This window comes from Frankia sp. ACN1ag (genome assembly GCF_001414035.1).
Taxonomy (GTDB): domain Bacteria; phylum Actinomycetota; class Actinomycetes; order Frankiales; family Frankiaceae; genus Frankia; species Frankia torreyi.
Genome location: NZ_LJPA01000007.1, coordinates 126,938 through 146,415, shown reverse-complemented (window position 1 = coordinate 146,415; position 19,478 = coordinate 126,938). Strand labels below are relative to the sequence as shown.

Here is a 19,478-nt window from a genome sequence, read left to right as displayed (position 1 = left end):
CCGGCGTCAGGCCCGGCGTCAGGACGCGACCGGCGAGTGGCCGCGCACCGTCCCATCAGGTGACTGCCAGGTGGGGCGCGGCCAGCGAAGAACCACGGCGTCCTCGAAGCGCCGGCTGCCGTCGAGAGCGAACCGCACCCGCCCCGGCGAGGCCAGATCGTCGACCTCGCCACCGGACTCCATTCGACACAAGCCACCGCCGAAAGCACCCCAGGGGCGAGACAGGCCGGCCGGACACCGAAGTTGTCCACACCGGCCATCGGTTGTCCACACCGGCCGTTTCAGACCATCGCGGTCGGGTAATCCGGGTCGAGACTCGAGAGATGGTTCAGGCGTACGAGAAGTACGAGAAGGTTGTCGAACTCGCCCGGCGGCAGGATGATGTCGTCACTCGGGAGCAGGCTCGCCAGCTCGGCATGTCGCATGGCGCGATCGCGCTGCGACGAAGTCAGCACGGTTGGACGTCACCGATCCGCGGAGCCCTGGTCGTCCCACCCGTCCGCGACGAACTACGAGCCCACGCGCGGGCGCTTGTCGCCGTCGGCGGCGGCACGATCTGCGGGCTGACCGCCGCCCGACTACACGGTCTGCCCGGGCTCCTCCTGCGCCGGCCGGAGGAACCGGTGGACGTCGCCCTGCCCGGTGCCGACGGGTACCGCCAGCGGCGCGGTTACCGCCGGCACCGGATGACACTGGGCGACTCGGAGGCCGTCGATCTCGCTGGTCTGCGTGTCAGCTCGGTCCCTCGGACGCTCGAGGATCTCGCGCTTCTGTGCGAGCGGGAGGTGTTCGTCTGCGTGCTCGACGCCATGCTGCAAGGGCGACTGATGACCGAGGGCGACCTGCTCGGCCTACGAGGCCGGGTGGAGGCTCGCCGACATGGTGGCCGCGCCCGGCACTGGTGGACGCTGATCGACGGGCGGGCGGAATCTCCGCTCGAGACACGCCTGCGGCTTCTGCTCGGCGATGCCGGGCTGCTGCCCGAGGAACTGCAGTGGCCGGTCCACGACCCGATGACTCGCCGTCTCGTCGCCCGGCTCGACTTCGCTTGGCCGTCAGCCCGGCTGGCGATCGAGGCTGATGGCGTCGGTCCCCATGGTGAGCCGGAGGCCCTGCATCGCGACCGTTCTCGCCAGAACGAGCTGGTGCGGCTTGGCTGGGAGGTCCTACGGTTCACCTGGCGGGATGTGACCGTCGGGTCGCGGCGCTTGACGGCGACCGTCACCGCCGCGCTGCGCGACGCCGCCCGCCGCGGCGGCACCGCCTAGGGCGCGAGCCACCCGGGCGCGAGCGGCTCCGGACCGGCCGCGGAGGGGGCGTCGGCGGCGGATGCGTGGGAGAGCGCCTCCATGGTTCTTCTGTAGGGTTCGGCACCCGATTTATCCCTACAGAAGAGACAGGTGGCGCCGCTCCCATGCACACCGCCCCAGGGAGGCGGGGCGGGGCGGGGCGCGGCACCGCGGCGGCGACGGGCTAGCGCGGGGGGCCGCTGACGGGGGTGGCGGGGGCGCGCTTGACGGTCTTGGGGTCCATGCGGCGGATCAGCATCGAGACGATGATGATGAAGAGGATGCCGATCGCGGCGCCGGCGATGATGTCGGTGAGGTAGGCCGACGCGGTGTGGTCGTAGAACGGGTCGACGACGGCCTTCGGATTGATCAGCTTCTTGGAGCCGTCCGGGCGCAGCACTCCGGCGAGGGTGATGCGGTTCATGTCGGCGATCGACGACATCGACGCGAACCCCCAGCGCGCCGGCGCGATGTAGGCGACCTGCTCCAGACCGGCGGTGCCCTTGACCGGCACGATGCCACCACTGAAGATCAACTGGGCCATCGTGATCAGGACGAGCAGGGGCATCGTCTTGTCGGCGTTGTCGACCAGCGCCGAGATCACCAGACCGAGCATCGCCGAGGCCAGCGACACCACGATCACTGCGATGAGCATCTCCAGCAGCGAGTTGCCGAGGATGAGCCCCGCCTTGGGTGTTCGCCCGGCCAGCCCGATCAACGTGAACGGGATCGACTGCGCCACCGTGATCAGGATCAGGACGAGGACCTTCGACCCGATGTACGCCGTACGGGACAGGCCGATGGCTCTCTCCCGGCGATAGATCGCCCGTTCCTTGACGATCTCGCGAACCGAGTTCGCCATGCCCATGAAACAGGCACAGAGCACCATGATCAGCAGAATCGTCGGGCCGTCGGAGTTCGGCGAGAACTGTTTGGCCTGCTCGGCGGTCAGCTCGAAGTTCCCGCCGATGGCTCTGGGTATCAGCCCCAGCAGGAACGGGAACGCGATGATCAACCGCAGGTAGGACTTGTCCGACGCCACGACGGCCAAGGTTCGACGACTCAGCGTGACGAGCTGGGAAGCCACCGACTGCTGGCGCAGCGAGGGCAGTTCCTCGGGCGCCGGCCGCGCCGACGGGGCGGTGATCGACGCTGGAACGTAGTACCGCGAGTTACGGAAACGAGCCGCCGACTCGGCGCCCGGCGTCGCCTCCAGGGTGAGGAAGACGTCCGGGTAGTCGCGCTTACCGAAGAAGGACAGCGCGTCCTGGGGCGGCCCGAAGTAGGCGACGTACCCACCCGGAGCCAGGACCAGGATGTAGTCGCACAGGTCGAGCTGGGCGACGCTGTGGGTGACCACGATGACCGTCCGGCCGTCGTCCGCCAGGCTGCGCAGCGACTCCATGACGTTCTTGTCCATGCCCGGATCGAGACCGGAGGTCGGCTCGTCCAAGTACAGCAGGGTCGGCCGGGTCAGCAGCTCCAGCGCCACCGACGTCCGCTTGCGCTGGCCACCGGACAGCCGCGACACCTGGGTGTTCGCGTGCTGGGTGAGGCCGAGCTCGGCGAGGACCTCGTCGACGCGGGTGCGCCGCTCCACCTTCGTGACGTCCGGCGGGAAGCGCAGCTCGGCGCCGTACTCCAGGGCCTTGCGGACGGTGAGCGAGGTGTGCAGCAGGTCCTCCTGCGGCACGTAGCCGATGCGGCGCCGCAGCTCGTCGTACTCGGAGTACAGATCACGGCCGGCGTAGCGGACGGTCCCCTTGTCCGCGGGCCGGAACCCGGTCAGGGCGTTGAGCAGGGTCGACTTGCCGGCGCCCGAGGGCCCGACGACGCCGAGCAGCGCCCGACCGGGCAGCTTGAACGTCATGTCGTGCATGAGCTGCTTCTGGCCGGCCCAGACGTTCAGGGCGTCGGCCTCGAAGCTGACGTCGCCGGAGTCGATGTACTCGACGAGCTGGTCGCCCTCGAGCTGGAAGACGTGGTGACCGACGGCGATGACGTCGCCCTGGCCGACCTCTGTCCGGTTGATCCGGCGGCCGTTGACGAACACGCCGTTCGCCGAGTCGAGGTCGGCGATCTGCAGGCCCGACCGGCCGATGTAGAGCTCGGCGTGCCGGCGGGAGGCGAGCAGGTCGGTGATGACGATGTCGTTGTCCCGAGCACGGCCGATCGACATCGTGCCCTGGCGCAGGCGGTAGGTGGTGCGCCGCTCGTGCTCCTGCTCGAGGCTGGTGGAGCCGCCGGCGCGCTCGTCGCGGCGGCGGTCGTCGTAGTCGTCGTAGTCACGCCCGCGCTGCGCCGGGCTCGTCGGCCCCTGGTGGCCCCGGCTGCCCCGCCCCGAGGTGGGCCGCGGCGGACTGTAGCCGGCGGCGTTGGGCAGCATCGTCTGCATGTCGTAGCCGGGGTCGTAGGCCGGCTCGTCGACCGGGCCGCGACCCTGCGGGAACTCGGGGTGGACGACGACCTCGGGGCCCGTGGGGGTCCCCAGCCGCAGCCGCACCTCGTCGTGTACCGGGACGGACTCGGGCATCCGCTGCCCGTCGATCCAGGTGCCGTTGGAGCTGATGTCGCGGACGACCCAACCGCTGCCGGCCTGTTCGAGGAGGAGGTGACGGCGAGAGACCCGGCTGTCGGCGATGACGTAGTCGGCGGTCCGGGCACGGCCGATGATGAACTGGGCCTCGGCGGGCACGGTGGCCGCACCGGCCTCGGTGACGACTCTCAGGAAGGTCGTCTGCACGTGTTTCCCCCTTCGCGACGGGACGCTGGCCGGGTTGTCCCGCCGAACTCCACCTTGTAACTACGCCAGGTCGTGTCACCAAGCCGAGCGATGCCACCGCTTCGAGCGGCGCCACCGGGGTGACCGGTGATGCCACGCCGAGCGGTCACGCGGGCTGACCGATCATGCCGGAAGTCCGATCGTAGCGTCGAGGGATGACCTTGATCCACCCCGGGTGACGGTTGACCGGCCAGCCGAACGGCGTTCCCGCCGTCGCATTCGACCTCTGGACATCTCTCGGTTTCCTGCCGCCTCTTGATCCTTCGATATGCCGGCTGTCCTGCACGGACCTTCTCCGCCGTCGGCCCAGTCGGGCCGCCACCGCGGCGACCGTGCCACGGGGGCGACAGTGACGACGCGCGACTCCCGTGCGGCACCCTATGAGAATGCCGGCTGGTGGTCCTCGGGAGTGGTATCTGTCGCCGATCCGACCGAGGGGGGACCCGGACGGCTCCCAGCACCTGACCGTCCGCGCACAACCGGTTCACATGACGGCCCCACCGCGACCGCAGCCACTCGCTTCGCGTCCAGAAAATACCTGGGTGCGTGCCCTGCGACGGCGGCAGGCCGGCCCGCGCCCACCCGGCCTGGGCGGGCAGCCGGACGGCCGCGGACGGACCGGGTCCACGCCCGCGGCGGCGCCCACGCGGCGGGCGCCCGCGCACTCGGGCCGGTGACGCCGCCCGGGACGGCACCGGGAATGTGGCCGGAATCATGCCCGCCCGGGGAAGATCGGGTTCCGGGCGGGCATGGTCATCGGCAGGCCGGTCAGGATGCCGGAAGAACGACGTCCTTGGCCGTCGCGGTGAGCGACAGCCCGGTGGCGTTCGTCGACGCCTTGACTATCCGCAGGTGGAACGGCAGCCCGGACACCGGGATCGGGATCGGGACCTTGAACTGGAAGGGGATGCTGAAGTTCAGGCCGCCCTTGATCGACAGCTCGGACGGCACCAGGGTGAGCTGGTTGTCGTTGACCTCGAACGTGGTGATACCGCCGATCTGCGTGCTACCCAGCCCGAAGAGGGCGTCGGTGGTGCCGCTCAGCTCGACCTTCTTCCCGCCGTCCACCGGCTTGACCTGGAAGTTGACCGCCTGCTTCGCGAGGAAGGCGTTCAGGTCGGCGTAGGTGATGCCGACGGTGGCCCGCACGTCGTCGACGGGGACCTTCCCCACGTTGTCGGTGAGGGCGTCCCCGAGCGGCACGTGCACGCCCTTGAGATGCGCCTTCACCGAGGAGATCTTCGGCCCGGGGGTGGGGATGCCGTCGATCCCGACGCCGATGTCGGTGAACTTGCCGAACAGCACCTGGGTGAGGAAGGGGAACCCGCCGATGCTCACGCTCGTCACCTTCGGCACCGGGTCGCCGGGCTTGAGGTTCTCGGCGACGGACGCCTCGACCTGCTTGCGCATCTGCCCCTTGGCGATCACCACGCCGACCCGGTCGCCCACGACGAACAACACGACCAGCGCGACCAGCACGATCGCCAGCAGCCGACCTCGCCGACGCCGCCGTGGCGGCTTCGCGGCGGCCGCGGTGGCACCGGCCGGCGGCCCGCCGGCGCCGAACCCGTCTCGGGAGGCCCCGCCGGCGCCGGCTGGCCCGTCCTGGCCGATCGCCGCCCCGGAGCCCGGGTCATGGGCAAGCTGCTGTCCGTAGCCGGACTGGTCATAGGCGGTCTGGGCATAGCCGGGCTGCGCGTACCCGGACTGCTGATGCCCGGACTGCGCGTACCCGGACTGCTGATGCCCGGAGTGCTGATGCCCGGTCTGTGGGTACCCGGACTGGGGATCCTCAGGTCGGGTCGAACCCGGCTGCGGCTGGCCGGCGGCCGCGATGCCGCTCCGACCGATGATCATCGTGCCGTCGGCGGCGTCCTCCGGGTCGGACCAACCGGGCCCGGCCTCACCTCGACGGCGCACGGCCGCCGTGCTCGTCGTCGGCGCGGCGGCGGGCTGATCGCCCCCCGGCCGGGAGCCGACGCCCGATCGCGGGTCAGCGCCCGGCCGCGAGCTGGCGCCCGATCGGGAGTCGGCGTCTCGACCGGTGGCAGCGGTGGGTCCGGCGGCGGCGGTGGGTCCGGCGGCGGGAACGGGCCGGGCGTGGGGTCCGGAGGCGGCGGCGTCCATCGGGCGTACCGGCCGGAACGAGTCGGCCGGCGGAGGCGGGCCCGACGGCCGGAACGACTCGGCGGGCGGCGGCGGCCCGGACGGCGCCCCCGGTCGGGCAGCGCGCTGCCCCGCCGCCGGCGCCGCGCCCGCCGACCGCGTCCCCTTACCGTCGGCGGGCATCACGTGCGTGCTGTCCGCCGCCTGCCCGTCACCGTCGCGTCCGTCGTTCACCGGACCATCTCCTGCCAGTACCGCGCCGGAGCACGCCGTCGCTGTGTGGTCTTCCGCCTGGCGGCTGTCATGCACCAAGCTCTGCCGGATCGTCGCACGTTACGCGCGTCCGGCAGGCCCGCGGGTCCGATCATTCCCGGATCAGGCTTGTCGGATTACCGACCTTCACCCGAAGCGAGCCGGAACAGGCGCCTTCAGCGCTGGTCCGGTACGGTCCGGTACCCACAGCTCACACCTCCAGCGGGAGCTGCGCCACCGCGGTGTCCCGTCTGACCGGTGCCAGGCGGAACACGTCGCCGCGCGGCGCCGCGAACGCCTGCCAGAAGTGGTCCGCGACCTCGGCGGGACGAAGCGGGCCCGTCGGGCTCACCCGCCCGTCGAGGACGACCGTGCGCAGCCGGATCCCGCGGGCGGCCAGCGTCGGGCGCAGCGCCTCGGCGAGCGCGGTCAGCCCCGCCTTGCCGACGGCCAGAGCGAAGCGGCCGGCCACCGGTTCGGTGCGCGGGCTCGCCGTGGTGAGCAGGATCGTCGCTGCCACCCGGTCGTCGAGCAGCCCGGCGGCCACCTGCACGGCGGCAAGCGCCCCGGTGACGTTCACCGCCAGCGTCTGGTTCACCGTCTCGGCCGCCACCGTGAGCGCGGCCCCGCGGATGCTGAGCTTGGCGTTGTAGACGAGCACGGTGAGCCCGCCGATCTCGGCGGACACCCGCTCGACCGCGCCGGCGAGCGCGGTGGAGTCGGTGACGTCCGCGACCGCGCCGGCCACCATAAGCCCCTCCTCCGCCAGCGCGTCGCGCACCCGGTTGAGGGTGTCGGCGGAGCGGGAGACGACCCCGAGCGCGAAGCCCTCCCGCCCGTACCGGCGCACCAGCTCGACGCCGAAGCTCGTCCCCGGCCCGATCACGACGAGGCCGCGCGTCGGCGGCTCGGACGCATCCGGCTCGCGCGGCGCGGTACTGCTCATGCCCACATCCTGGCCGAGGCGGCGCCGCGAGATGTCGGGGATGGCCAGATCGGCCGCGGCGGGACGGCTCAGGTTCGGGCGCGCTCGTCCCGGGCGGCCGAAGCCGCGTTGGCGGCCCGCAGGGGCGCGCTGCGCGCGTAGGCCCACCCGAGCGCGGCACTGACGATGATCATGGGGATGAGCAGGAGAAGCAGAGCGATGACGACCGCGCCAAAGGTCTCCATGCTGTCTGCCTACCCACGATCCGGGGTAGCCNAGCCGGGTGTGACGCACGAGTCGCTCCAGGCCCCGCTGCTTAGCCGGAGGGCCCGGAGGGTTTAGTCGGACGGTGCGGCCTCCGGACAAGCAGGGGAGCCTCCGGACAGGTAGGAGAGCCTCCGGACAGACAGGAGAGCCTGTCCACAGGCCGGCGGCCGGGCGAGCCGGCGGGCCGCGCGGCCGCGGTCAGACGAGGATCCCCGGGTTGAGAATTCCGGCGGGGTCGAGGGTGCGCTTCACCGCGCGCAGCACGTCGACGCCGAGGCCGCCGATCTCGGCGCCGAGCCAGGGGCGGTGCTCGGTGCCGACGGCGTGGTGATGGGTGATCGTGCCGCCCGCGGCGACGATCGCATTGCCGGCCGCCGCCTTCGCCGCCCGCCAGCTCCCGATCGGGTCCGCACCCTGCGCGCACACCACGGTGAAGTAGAGCGAGGCCCCGGTCTCGTACAGGTGGGAGATATGGCACATCACCACCGGCGACAGCCCCGCCGCGCCGAGCGAGCCGATCAGCGCCTCGCGCACGCCCGCATAGAGCGCCGGCAGGGTGGCCCAGAACCCGGCGGTCTCCAGCGTCTCGGCGAAGATCCCCAGATCGAGCAGGGCATCGCGCAGATAGGGCGCCCGGAACCGACCCCGTTCCCAGTCGGGGCCGGCCGCGGCATCCAGCCGCCGCGCGCCACCGGCCAGCAGCACCCCCGCGACCTCGGCGGTGTGACGCTCGACCGCCGGCCCGGACCCCTCGTACCCGGTGACGAGGTGGCAGCCGCCCGGGGGGCCGTCCGCCGCGACGGCCCCGGTCACTGCCACCGGACCCGTCTCCGCCGCCGGACCCGTCTCCGCCGCAGGCCTCGTCTCCGCCGCCGGACCCGTCGCTGCCGCCCGGCCGGTCGGGCGCGGCGGACGGGCGAGGCCGCCGACGGTCTCGGTCTCGTCCGACAGGCGGCATACGGTGGGCCGCAGGTCACCCGCCGCGAGGGTGCGTAGCAGCCGCGTCCCGGTCGCGAAGTCCGGCACTGACCAGCCCTCGAAGATCCGCCGCGCCGGCAACGGCCGCACCCGCGCCACCACCTGGGTGATGACGCCGAAGGCACCCTCGGATCCGAGCAGCAGCTCGCGCAGGTCCGGCCCGGCCGCCGAGGCCGGCGCCCGGCCGAGCTCCCAGGAGCCGACCGGGGTCGCCACCCGCAGCCCGACGACCAGGTCGTCGAAGCGGCCGTAGCCCGCGGAGGCCTGGCCGCTGGACCGGGTGGCGGCGAAGCCGCCGATGGTGGCGTACTCCCAGGACTGCGGGATGTGCCCGAGGGTCAGACCGTGCTCGGCGAGCAGCGCCTCGGCGCGCGGGCCGCGCAGCCCGGCGCCGAGCTCGGCGGTGCCGGACTCCCGGTCCACCCGGCCCAACGCGTCCAGCCTGGCCAGATCGAGGGCGACCACCGGCCGTTCGGCGGGCCCGGCGGGTTCGAGGCCGCCGACGACGGAGGTGCCCCCACCGAACGGCACGACGACGATGCGCTCCCGGCTCGCGAGCCGCAGCACCGCGAGCACCTCGTCGTGGTCCGCAGGCAGCACGATCGCGTCGGGCGCGGCCCAGGCGTCGCCGGCGCGCAGGCGCAGCAGGTCGGTCGTGGACCTCCCGCGGCAGTGGCGGATGCGCGCCTCGTCGTGCATATGGACGTGGCCCGAGCCGACGATCGTCGCCAGCGCGTCCCGGACCGCCGCGGGCAGCCGGGCCGGCGGCAGGCGCACCTCGTCGAGCGGGACCGGCGCGGTGGGCCGCGCCGGGATGCCCAATCGGGCCAGCAGCTCACGAACCTCGTCGGGCAGTGGCTCGTGCGCGGACGCGGGCCCCCAGCCCCACCAGACGGGTTCGGTCGAGCCGATCCTGCGCGCTTCGTCGGTGCTTGTCATCGCCCACCTCGGTTCGCCTGCTCGATCCGGCTCACTGGACTTCGACGCGAGACAGTGTGACAGTCGAAGTAACACTGTCACAAGACCCCGACTCCACGATGGCACAGCCGCAGCGGGTGCGCCCCCGCGACGCCCGGTGCACGATCGCGGCAGTCGACCAGGAGGGTGGCCGCACGATGCTCGACACCGACCGGCACCCCGCCACCGACCGGCACCCCGGCACCGACCGGCGACCCGACACCGCCGTGGCCCCGGGTCGTCCGGTCCGCTGGTCCGGCGAGGACGCCGTCCTCGACGCGGCGAAGGCGTCGCTGCTGGCGGTCGGGGTCCGCCGCACCACGCTGACCGAGGTCGCCCGCCGTGCCGGGGTGAGCCGGATGACCCTCTACCGGCGCTGGCCGGACCTGCGCTCGCTGGTCGGCGACGTGATGACCCGGGAGTGGACACGGGTGGTCACGGCGGCGACGCGGCCGACTGCCTCCGATCGGTCCGGCGGCGACCTGGACGACCTCGTCGACCACGTCATCGCGACCGTGGAGGCGTTCCGGACGAACCCGATCTACCTGCGGATCATCGAGACCGACCCGGAGCTGCTGCTGCCGTACCTGACCGAGCGGCGCGGCGCCACCCAGCAGATGATCATCGACCTGCTGGCCGGGCAGCTCGACGCCGCCGCGCGGAACGGCACGGTGCGCCCGGTGGACCCGGCGGCGCTGGCGGTCATGGTGCTGCTCGTCGTGCAGTCGTTCGTGCTGTCTGCGGGCGCCCTCGCCGGGCCGGTGTCGGCCGCGACGCTGGCGACCGAGCTGCGGCGCCTGCTGCGCGGCTACCTCGCTCCCGACGCCGCAGGTACGCCACCCGTGCGCGCCGCAAGCGTCGGCGGGCCGACCCGGGGCGCGACGCCTTGACGGGTGCCGGCTGGCCGGCCCCGCCGGGGAACACCTCCCTCAACGCGCGGCGGCGCGACCGGGAACTGGCCGCCACCGTCGACGGCGATCCGGTCGACGTGCTGGTGGTCGGCGGCGGCGTCACCGGCGCCGGGGTCGCCCTGGACGCCGCGTCGCGCGGCCTGTCGGTTGCGCTCGCCGAGGCCCACGACCTCGCCTTCGGCACCAGCCGGTGGAGCTCCAAGCTCGTCCACGGCGGGCTGCGTTATCTCGCCGGCGGCGACGTCGCGGTGGCATGGGAGAGCGCGGTGGAGCGCGACATCCTGATGCGGCACACCGCGCCCCACCTCGTCCGGGCACTGCCGATCGTGACCCCGCTGACACCACAGGTGTCCCGCTCGGCGGCCGCGCTGGTGCACACCGGGCTGCGGATCGGCGATGTGCTGCGCCGCGCCGCCGGCACCCCGCACACCGTGCTGCCGAGGCCGCGCCGGCTGACGGCGGTGGAGACCCTCGGCCTCGCCCCCGCGCTGCGGGAGACCGGGCTGCGCGGCGGCCTGGTGTACTGGGACGGCCAGCTCGTCGACGACGCGCGGCTCGTCGTCGCCCTGGCCCGCACCGCCGCCGGCCACGGCGCCCGAATCCTCACCCGCCTTCGGGTCGAACACATCGACGGGCCCGGCGCGGCGGGCGGCGGCGCACCGGCGGCCGCCCGGCACCGCGGCTTCGAGGTGACCGCCCGCGACCAGCGCACCGGGGACGAGATCCGGCTGCGCGCCCGGACTGTCGTGAACGCCACCGGCGTCTGGGCCCCGGCCCTGACGCCCGGCATCCGGCTGCGACCAAGCCGCGGCACGCACCTGGTACTGCGCTCGGACGCCCTGGCGGGAGCCCGCGGGGCGCTGTCCGTGCCGATGCCGGGTGAGCACAACCGGTTCGCGCTGGTGCTCCCGCAGGGTGACGGCCGGGTCTATGTCGGACTGACCGACGTCCCGGTCGATCGGATCACCGACGTCCCCGAGCCCGACGACAGCGAGATCGCCGAGCTCGTCGACGTCGTGTCGACCGTGCTCGCCGCGCCCCTGGACCGCGCCGACCTGCTCGGCGCGTTCGCCGGGCTGCGCCCCCTTCTCGACGACCACCCCCGGCCCGACGACCACCCTCGACCCGACGACCACCCCCGACCCGGCGGCTCTCCCCGACCCGACATCGCCCACCCGGGGCGCACCGCGGACCTGTCCCGGCGCCATCTCGTCCGCACCGATCCGGGCGGTCTGGTCACCGTCGTCGGCGGGAAGCTCACGACCTACCGGCGGATGGCCGCCGATGCCGTGGACGCGGCCATCACAGCCGGCGAGCTGCCCGCCGGCCCCTGCCGGACCCGGCGGCTCGGGCTCGTCGGCGCCGCACCGCGATCGGTGCTCGCCGCGGTCGCGGCACCGCGCCGGCTGGTTGAGCGGTACGGCACGGAGGCGCCGCGGGTGCTCGCGGTCGCCGACGACGACCCTGGACTGCTCGCGCCGATCGTCGATGGGGTGCCGGTCACGGGGGCGGAGCTGCTGTTCGCGGTGTGCCATGAGGGAGCGCTCGATCCGGCGGACCTGCTGGACCGCCGTTCGCGGATCGGCCTCGTTCCCGCCGAGCGGCGCGCGGCGCTCGCCGCCGCCACCCGGCTGTTCGACCATGCGATGACACGCTGACCGTCTCCCCACCGGGTTCACCGAGGCCCTCCACTGGGCCGGACCCGCCAGAAGAGCCGATCCGCTCGGAGGCAGCCGTCGCCTGGTCGTCCGGGCCGGCGGGGCCGGCCGGACTGGCGGGGCCGGCCGGATCGGCAGGGCCGGCCTCGATGGTCGCGGACCAGTGCATCTCGATGCAGGCGACGCCCTCGCCGATCGTCCCGCCGGCGCGGACCAGCCCCGAGCCGCCGGGGCCGAACTCGCTCGCCCGGCCGAACTCGGCCAGGGTCGGCCCGGCGAGAACGGGTCGTCCTGGCGTCGCCGGCACCCCGGCCCGCCGCCCTTCGAGCCGCCCGACAACCCGCGCGTCAGCCGCTGCCGCTCCCTGCACTGGCAGGACAGGCGGGGCCGGCAGGACAGGCGGGGCCGGGGCACGGCGGGCCGGATAGGTGAGGTAGACGCTCGCCTGCGCGGTGCCGAGGTAGCCGGTGAGCACCACGGGCCCCTCCCGGACGGCGGCCAGCACCGCCGAGACCCGGGCAAGGAACTCCCGGCGCACCGGCTCGGGCAGCATCAGCAGGTCGCCGTCCGTCTGGACGGTGACGGCGATGCCCCGCGCCTCGGCCTGTTCGATCGTACCGGCCAGGTCACGCAGCGCAGCGAGGCCGGCACCGCCGAGATCCCGACGCAGCGCCCGGGCACGCGCCATGCACAGGGCACGCACCTCCGGCCGGCCTGGATCGATCCGACCGGCGGCGATGTCGCGCAGCAGCGGCAGGAACCGCGCGTCCAGCTCGTCGAGCCGCCGACGCCGGTCCCGGCGGACGGTGCGGTCCAGCACCCGCCGGCTGGTCAGGTCGGCCTCCAGGTCGTCGGCCCGCGCCCGCTCCTGCGCGCTGGCCCGCAGGACCGGCCCGAACATGGTGACCAGCACCTGCATGATCCACTGCGCGTACACCGCGGCGGCCAGCCTGGCGAGGACCAGCGGGTCGTATCTGCAGCCGAGGCCGAGGCCGATGACGATGCCGACCATGGCCACCGTCGCGAACCCGGCGGCAGCGTAGCGCTCCCGCGGCGGCCGGGACAGCACCGCCAGCGCCACGAGCAGCGGGTTGATCATGGTGGTGCCCCAGCTCACGACCAGTTCACCGGGAGGTTCCACCGTGTTGACCGCGCCGGCGACCGCCGAGGCGACGGCCACCAGCAGCACGGCGGCCGACTCGCGGCGGACCAGCGGCCGGCGGGCGACGACCCGGGCCGTCAGCCCGATGACCACGGCCGTCGTCAGCCAGATCGCCACGCCGGCCGGCATCGACCGGGCCTGGTCCCGGTGCACGATGACCGGGATGAGCGCGGCGAGCCAGCCCACGACCACCGCGAGGGCGAACGCCCGGCGCGCCGCCGCGGCGAACTGCTCCTCCAGCCGGTCGGCGCACGCCGTTTCCGCGGCGACCGGCTGCGGCAGCTCCCACCGCAGCGTGATCCGGGTGCCCTGCCCGGGTTCGGACCAGATGTCGGCGGAGCCACCCACGGCCGCCATCCGGGCGGAGACCGAGTGCCGCAACCCGAGACGGCGGCTGTCCGCGGCCAGCTCCGCCGTCCGGAACCCGCGTCCCCGGTCGATGACGGACACCTCCAGCCGGCCGGGGCCGACCTGGGCGAGGACCCGGGCGTCGCCGGTGCCGGCGTGGGATCGGACGTTGCGCAACGCCTCGCCCATCGCGGCGGCGATGGCGGCGCCGACCTCGTCGGGCACCCACTCGCCCGCCGGCTCCGGCCCGTCTCCCGGCGCGTCGGCCTCCAGCACGACCCGTAGACCGGCGCCGCGCGCGCTGCCGACGGCCTGGTTGATGCGTTCACTGAGGGTGGGACCCGCGTCCGGCCGGCTGGCCAGGTGCTCCTCGACCACGCGCACGCTGTCCGCGCACTGCCGGCGCAGGTCGGCGGCCGGCTGGTCCTCGCTCATGCCCAGGCCGGTGAGCGTGTTGAGGATCGTGTCGTGCAGGAGCCGCTCCTGCTCACGGGAGTCCTGCTCGCGCCCCTCGGCGACGAGCTGCCGGCGCCGCCGGGCGGTCACGTCGCGGTGCTGCCGGTCGGCCTCGACCGCGACCCGACGCAGCCGCCCGGCGGCGTGATGCAGCAGGGCGCCGACAACGAGGAGGATCGCCGTCGCGGCGAACACCTGGGGCCGATGGTGGGCGGCGCCGGCGAGCTGGGCGACCGCCAGCACCGCCGTGGCCACGGCGAACTTCCGGGCCGGCAGGGCGAACGCCGCCGCCACCACGGCGGTGAGCAGGCCGACGAAGGCAAACGAGGCGGGGTCGCCCCGCGACGCGTCAGGCGTCAGCCAGCCCGTGGCCAGCGCGACAAGGGCCGCCAAGGCCACGTCGGCGACCGCCATGGCCCGGCGCGGGCGACGGCGCAGGTGCACGACGAACAGCACACCCCACGCCAGTACGACGACCGGGCCGGCCAGCGCCGCCGGGTGCGCGCGGTACCAGCCGGCCCAGGCGGCGACGAAGACCAGCAGGTAGCCCACCTGGGCGAGCCGCAGCCGGGCGGTGCAGCGAAGCATCACTGTGGACAGCGCCTGCACCGAGCGTCCGTTCATGTCGCACAAGTGTGGACGATAAGGCCGTCGCCCCCTGCCCAAGGGGCAGGTATCCCGCGCGTGGTATCGGGGGTCGCGGGGCGGCCCGCAATCGGAATTTCGCTATTCCCGGCTTCCGCCGCCCTGGCTTCCGCGGCCCCGGCCTTCGCGGATCCCGGCCTTCGCGAGACGCCCGATGGGAGAAGCACCGCTCACCCCACGGTGTCGACGGTGAGCCGGGCGAGGTGTTCCAGGTGCTGGCGGCTGTCGCCGAAGGCGGCGACGAGGCGTTTCGCGCGCTTGTAGAAGAAATGGGTGTCGTGCTCCCAGGTATAGCCGATCCCGCCGTGGTACTGGACCATCGCGGCGGTGGCGTCGCCGGCGGCCTGGTTCGCCTTGCTCTTCGCCACGGCGACGGCGAGGTCGGCGTCCGGCCGGCCCTCGTCGAGGGCGTGCGCCGCGTACAGCACGGCATGCTCGGCCATGGTCACGGCGACGTGCAGGTCGGCGAGATGGTGGNCCAGCGCCTGGAACGACCCGACCGGCCGGCCGAACTGGACCCGCTCGGTGTCGTAGGCGACGGTGCGGGTCAGCGCCGCCCGGGCGACGCCGGCGAGGTCCGCGGCGGCCAGCACCGCGCCGCGGCGCAGCAGGTCCGCCAGCGCCGCGGCGTCCGAGCCCGGCAGGCGGACGGCCGGCGCCCCGGTCAACGTCAACGCGGCGAGCCGGGTGGTGCCGTCGATGTTCGCCTGCCGTTCGATCCGCACGCCGTCGCCCCCGCGTTCCAGCAGGTACAGACCCACGCCGCCATCGCCACGGCCGGAACCGCCACCCGTCGGCACCGCGACCGGCTCGGTGGCCGGCTCGGTGGCCGGCTCGGTGGCCGGCTCGGTGGCCGGCTCGGTGGCCGCGACCGGCTCGGTGGCCGCGACCACGATGACGTCGGCCACGTGGGCGTACTCGACGCCGGAGGCGGCGCCGTCGAGCCGGCCCGCGGCGTCGGCGCGCACGGCGATCCCGCTGCGGCCGAAGCGCCCACCCGGGCCACGCAGCGCCACGGTGGCGACGAGCTCGCCCGCGCCGAGCGGCCCGAGCACGGCCGCGGCCTGCTCGGGCGAGCCGACCCGCCGGACGGCCGCCCCGGCCAGCACGGTCGTCGCCCACGGTCCGGGGACCACCCCGGCGCCGAACTCCCGCGCGATCACCTGGGCGTCGAGGAGGCCGAGACCGAGGCCGCCGTGCTCCGGCGGCACGCACACCGACAGCCAGCCCTGCTCCCCGATCGCGCGCCACAGGTCGGCGGGATGGCCGTCGCCCCGCTCGTCGTCGACGACCGCCCGCACCGCCCGAAGGTCGAAGCGGTCAGCCAGGAAGGCGCGGACGGTCTCGGCGAGGGCACGCTGCTCGTCGGTGAGGGCGAAGTACACAGGCGCGGTTCTCCTGAGGGCCGGGCGGGGCGGGCGAGGGCGGGGCGGGCGAGGGCGGGGCGGGCGAGGGCGGGGCGGGCGAGGGCGGGGCGGGCAGCCTACGACCCTCGGGGCAGGCCCAGCACGCGTTCGGCGACGATCGTGCGCTGTACCTGCGACGATCCTCCCCAGATCGTGACCGAGCGGGTCCAGAAGCTCTCCTGGCGCAGCGCGGTCAGGTCGAGGTCCGCGGTGGGCCGCAGCAGGGCGACGTCGGCGCCGAGCAACTCGTCGAACGTCTCGAACAGGCCCTGGTAGGCCTGCGACCACTGCAGCTTCGTCACCGACGACGACGCTCCCAGATCGCGGCCCTGCTCGACCTCGGTGAGCACGTGCATCGCCTGGTAGTGCAGGCACTCCAGCTCGACCCGGCGCCGGGCGAGCTCCTGGCGCAGCACCGGGTCGCCGGCACGGCCCAGCGCCCGCGCCACCCGCACGATCTCGTCGTAGGCCTGCCGATAGGCGGTGTACTGGCTGATCCCGGCCGCGCCGCGCTCGAACGACAGCAGCAGCATCGCGGTCGCCCAGCCGTTGCCGATCCCGCCCAGGCACTGCGACGCCGGCACCCGCACGTCGGTGAGGAAGACCTCGCCGAACTCGCTGACCCCGCTCATCTGACGGATCGGACGCACCTCGACCCCGGGGGCGTGCATGTCGATGAGCAGCAGCGACAGGCCGCGATGACGGCTGCTGCCGGGCTCCGTGCGGACCATCGTGAAGATCCGGTCGCCACGGCCGGCGAACGTCGTCCACACCTTCTGGCCGTTGACGACGAACTCGTCACCGTCGAGCACCCCGCGGGTGCGCAGGGCGGCGAGGTCGGACCCCGCGTCCGGCTCCGAGAAGCCCTGACACCAGATGACCTCGTTGCGCAGCATCGGCCCGATGATGTCGGCCTTCTGCTCCGGGGTGCCCACCGCCATGACGGTCGGGGCGAGGAAGACCAGGCCGAGGCTGTTCACCGAACGGGGGGCGCGGGCGCGCACCAGCTCGGAGTCGTGGATCGCCCGCATCGCGGGGGTGCCGCCGCGCCCGCCGTACTCGACCGGCCAGTCGATCCCGGCGAACCCGGCCAGCGCCTTGCGCCGCTCCCAGTCCCGGCGCAGGTCGAACGCCTCGTCCTCGCCGACGGTGGCCCAGAAGCCGGGTTCGGTCCAGGCGGCGGGGATGTTCGCGGTCAGCCAGGCGCGCAGCTCGGCGCGGAACTCCTCCGCCTCCGGGGGATAGCTCAGATCCACGTGGTCTAACCCATCTTGTCGGCGTGTGCCCGCCACGGGAGCCGGGCTCAGTCCAGACCGTAGTACTCGATAACCGCGTGGTGTGCCGGTCGCCGACCCCGCCGACCCCGGCGACGCCTCGGCGCCCCCCGCCGGACGCCCGCCGTTCACCCGCGCACAGGCGCCGGTCACCGCCAGCCGGCACGATGGGGATGCGGTCGCCGCGGCACCGCCCGGACCCGCCCACCTGAACCCGGACCCGCCCACCTGAACCGGGACCCGCCCGCCCGAAGGAGGACAGCCGCCCATGACGCCGACCAGGCACGCAGCGCCGACCGCGGGCCTCGANCCTGCCCGCCGCGCCGAGGCGCTGCGCAGGATGCGCACCGAGATGATGGACGTCGCCGTGATCGGCGGTGGGGTGACCGGCGCGGGAGTCGCGCTGGACGCCGCCACCCGCGGACTGTCGGTGGCCCTCGTCGAGGCCCGCGACCTCGCCGCCGGCACCTCCAGCCGCTCCAGCAAGCTGATCCATGGAGGGCTTCGCTACCTCGAACAGCTCAACGCCCCGCTGGTCCGCGAGGCCCTGCGGGAACGATCCCTCATGCTGGACACCCTCGCCCCGCACCTCGTCCACAGCGTCCCGTTCCTGCTGCCGCTGACCCACCACGGCTGGGAACGCGCCTACATCGGCAGCGGCGTGCTGCTGTACGACACCCTCGGCCAGGGCCTGGCCCGCATCGCGCCGGGCGGCGACGGGACCATGCCCCACCACCGGCATCTGAGCCGCAAGGCGGCGCTGCGGGTCTTTCCGTCCCTGCGCTCCGACGCCCTCGTCGGCGCCATCCAGTACTGGGACGGCCAGGTCGACGACGCCCGGCACACCCTGTTCGTGGCGCGGACCGCGGTGCGCTACGGGGCGCTCCTCGCGACCAGCGCACGGGTCACCGGCCTGCTCCGGGAGGGCGACCGGGTCGCCGGCGTCACGGTGCTCGACCTGGAGTCCGGCGACGAGATCGCGCTGCGCGCCCGGCAGACCATCAACGCCGCCGGGGTGTGGACCGACGAGATCCAGTCGATGGTGGGCGGGCGGGGGCGGCTGTCGGTCCGGGCGTCGAAGGGGGTGCACATCGTCGTCCCCCGCGACCGCATCCACGGCGAGACGGGGCTGATCCTGCGCACCGAGAAGAGCGTGCTGTTCGTCATCCCCTGGGGCAGCCACTGGATCATCGGCACCACCGACACCGACTGGAACCTCGATCTCGCCCACCCGGCGGCGAGCAGCGCCGACATCGACTACCTGCTCACCACCGTCAACCGGGTGCTGCGCACCCCGCTGACCGCGGACGACATCATCGGCGTGTACGCGGGCCTGCGGCCGCTGCTGGCCGGCGAGTCCGAGGACACCTCGCAGCTCTCCCGCGAGCACGCCGTCGTCACCCCCGTGCCGGGCCTGACGATGGTCGCCGGCGGCAAGTACACGACCTACCGGGTGATGGCCGCCGACGCGGTCGACGCGGCGGTGAGCGGGATGAACCGGGCGGTGCCGGCGTCGTGCACGGAGAAGATCCCGCTGCTCGGGGCCGACGGCTTCCCCGCCCTGTGGAACGCCCGGGAGAGCCTCGCCCGGCGCGCCGGGCTGCACGTCGGGTGGATCGAACACCTGCTGCACCGCTACGGCACCCTCGCGGAGGAGGTGCTGGAGCTCGCCGCGTCCCGCGCGGAGCTCTCCCGGCCGCTGCCCGGGGCGTCGACCTACCTGGCCGCCGAGGCGGTGTACGCGGTCACCCACGAGGGGGCGCTGCACCTGGAGGACGTGCTGACCCGGCGGACCCGCATCTCGATCGAGACCCCCGACCGCGGGGTGGAGGCGGCCCGCCACGTCGCCGAGCTCATCGCCCCCACGCTCGGCTGGGACGCCACCGCCCGCGACCGCGAGGTCGAGCACTACCTGGCCCGGGTGCAGGCCGAACGGGCCTCGCAGCGGCAGGCCGACGACGCCACCGCGGACGCGGCCCGACTCGGCGCGCCCGACGTGCGCCTGGGTCGGGCCGAACGCCGCACCCCCGCCCCGGCCGCCGGCTGAACGGGTTTTAGTAGG

13 protein-coding genes and 2 pseudogenes are annotated in these 19,478 nt (G+C 74.0%); 5 read left to right on the top strand and 10 right to left on the bottom strand.

Annotated features, from left to right (window positions below; translation table 11 throughout):
- Positions 1 to 18: 18 nt before the first annotated feature.
- Positions 19 to 183, bottom strand: a complete 165-nt coding sequence (locus UK82_RS33575) for a hypothetical protein (protein ID WP_157866925.1) — start codon at positions 181 to 183, stop codon at positions 19 to 21.
- A 140-nt stretch (positions 184 to 323) separates the two neighbouring features.
- On the opposite strand from UK82_RS33575, the gene UK82_RS08285 reads away from it, so the two are divergent.
- The gene (locus UK82_RS08285) at positions 324 to 1,268 is read left to right on the top strand and encodes a DUF559 domain-containing protein (protein WP_052681004.1); all 945 of its coding nucleotides are present in this window, start codon (positions 324 to 326) and stop codon (positions 1,266 to 1,268) included.
- 205 nt (positions 1,269 to 1,473) lie between these two features.
- Here the strand turns inward: UK82_RS08285 and UK82_RS08280 are convergent, their stop codons facing one another.
- From UK82_RS08280 to UK82_RS08265, 5 genes are all read right to left on the bottom strand, one after another.
- Positions 1,474 to 4,032 (bottom strand): FHA domain-containing protein, encoded by a 2,559-nt coding sequence (locus UK82_RS08280; RefSeq protein WP_044884334.1) that lies wholly within the window; start codon positions 4,030 to 4,032, stop codon positions 1,474 to 1,476.
- 807 nt (positions 4,033 to 4,839) lie between these two features.
- The gene (locus UK82_RS08275) at positions 4,840 to 6,411 is read right to left on the bottom strand and encodes a DUF2993 domain-containing protein (RefSeq protein WP_055406799.1); all 1,572 of its coding nucleotides are present in this window, start codon (positions 6,409 to 6,411) and stop codon (positions 4,840 to 4,842) included.
- Between the two features lie 229 nt (positions 6,412 to 6,640).
- Positions 6,641 to 7,375: an SDR family oxidoreductase gene (locus UK82_RS08270; RefSeq protein ID WP_044884336.1), complete on the bottom strand. Its 735-nt coding sequence runs from the start codon at positions 7,373 to 7,375 to the stop codon at positions 6,641 to 6,643.
- A 68-nt stretch (positions 7,376 to 7,443) separates the two neighbouring features.
- On the bottom strand, positions 7,444 to 7,599 hold the full coding sequence (locus UK82_RS33980; protein ID WP_173667251.1) for a hypothetical protein: 156 nt from the start codon (positions 7,597 to 7,599) through the stop codon (positions 7,444 to 7,446).
- Between the two features lie 220 nt (positions 7,600 to 7,819).
- Positions 7,820 to 9,538, bottom strand: coding sequence for an FAD-binding oxidoreductase (locus tag UK82_RS08265; RefSeq protein WP_044884337.1), 1,719 nt, complete (start codon positions 9,536 to 9,538; stop codon positions 7,820 to 7,822).
- 98 nt (positions 9,539 to 9,636) lie between these two features.
- Between UK82_RS08265 and UK82_RS08260 the strand changes: the two genes are divergently transcribed.
- Together UK82_RS08260 and UK82_RS31125 are read left to right on the top strand one after the other, a co-directional pair.
- A complete protein-coding gene (locus UK82_RS08260) occupies positions 9,637 to 10,446 on the top strand; it encodes a TetR/AcrR family transcriptional regulator (RefSeq protein ID WP_236705654.1) in 810 nt (269 codons plus the stop codon).
- Entirely contained in the window at positions 10,443 to 12,125 is a 1,683-nt protein-coding gene (locus tag UK82_RS31125; RefSeq protein ID WP_082121758.1) for a glycerol-3-phosphate dehydrogenase/oxidase, read from the top strand. Before UK82_RS08260 ends, UK82_RS31125 begins: the two co-directional genes overlap by 4 nt.
- Positions 12,126 to 13,575: 1,450 nt before the next feature.
- On the opposite strand, the pseudogene UK82_RS42470 reads toward UK82_RS31125, so the two are convergent.
- The 4 genes and pseudogenes from UK82_RS42470 to UK82_RS08245 form a co-directional block, all read right to left on the bottom strand.
- Positions 13,576 to 13,824 (bottom strand): annotated as a pseudogene (locus UK82_RS42470) (ATP-binding protein); the annotation flags it as partial.
- A 1,082-nt stretch (positions 13,825 to 14,906) separates the two neighbouring features.
- Positions 14,907 to 15,213, bottom strand: a pseudogene (locus UK82_RS36575) (acyl-CoA dehydrogenase family protein); the annotation flags it as partial.
- Between the two features lies 1 nt (position 15,214).
- The coding region (locus tag UK82_RS08250) for an acyl-CoA dehydrogenase family protein (protein WP_236705653.1) at positions 15,215 to 16,121 on the bottom strand (907 nt) is incomplete at its 3' end.
- A 98-nt stretch (positions 16,122 to 16,219) separates the two neighbouring features.
- Positions 16,220 to 17,398: an acyl-CoA dehydrogenase family protein gene (locus tag UK82_RS08245; protein WP_044884340.1), complete on the bottom strand. Its 1,179-nt coding sequence runs from the start codon at positions 17,396 to 17,398 to the stop codon at positions 16,220 to 16,222.
- Between the two features lie 82 nt (positions 17,399 to 17,480).
- On the opposite strand from UK82_RS08245, the gene UK82_RS33570 reads away from it, so the two are divergent.
- Both UK82_RS33570 and UK82_RS08240 read left to right on the top strand, forming a co-directional pair.
- On the top strand, positions 17,481 to 17,648 hold the full coding sequence (locus UK82_RS33570) for a hypothetical protein (protein WP_157866924.1): 168 nt from the start codon (positions 17,481 to 17,483) through the stop codon (positions 17,646 to 17,648).
- Positions 17,649 to 17,726: 78 nt separating this feature from the next.
- Positions 17,727 to 19,463: glycerol-3-phosphate dehydrogenase/oxidase (locus tag UK82_RS08240; RefSeq protein WP_236705652.1), on the top strand; the 1,737-nt coding region annotated here is incomplete at its 5' end.
- Between the last annotated feature and the right edge of the window lie 15 nt (positions 19,464 to 19,478).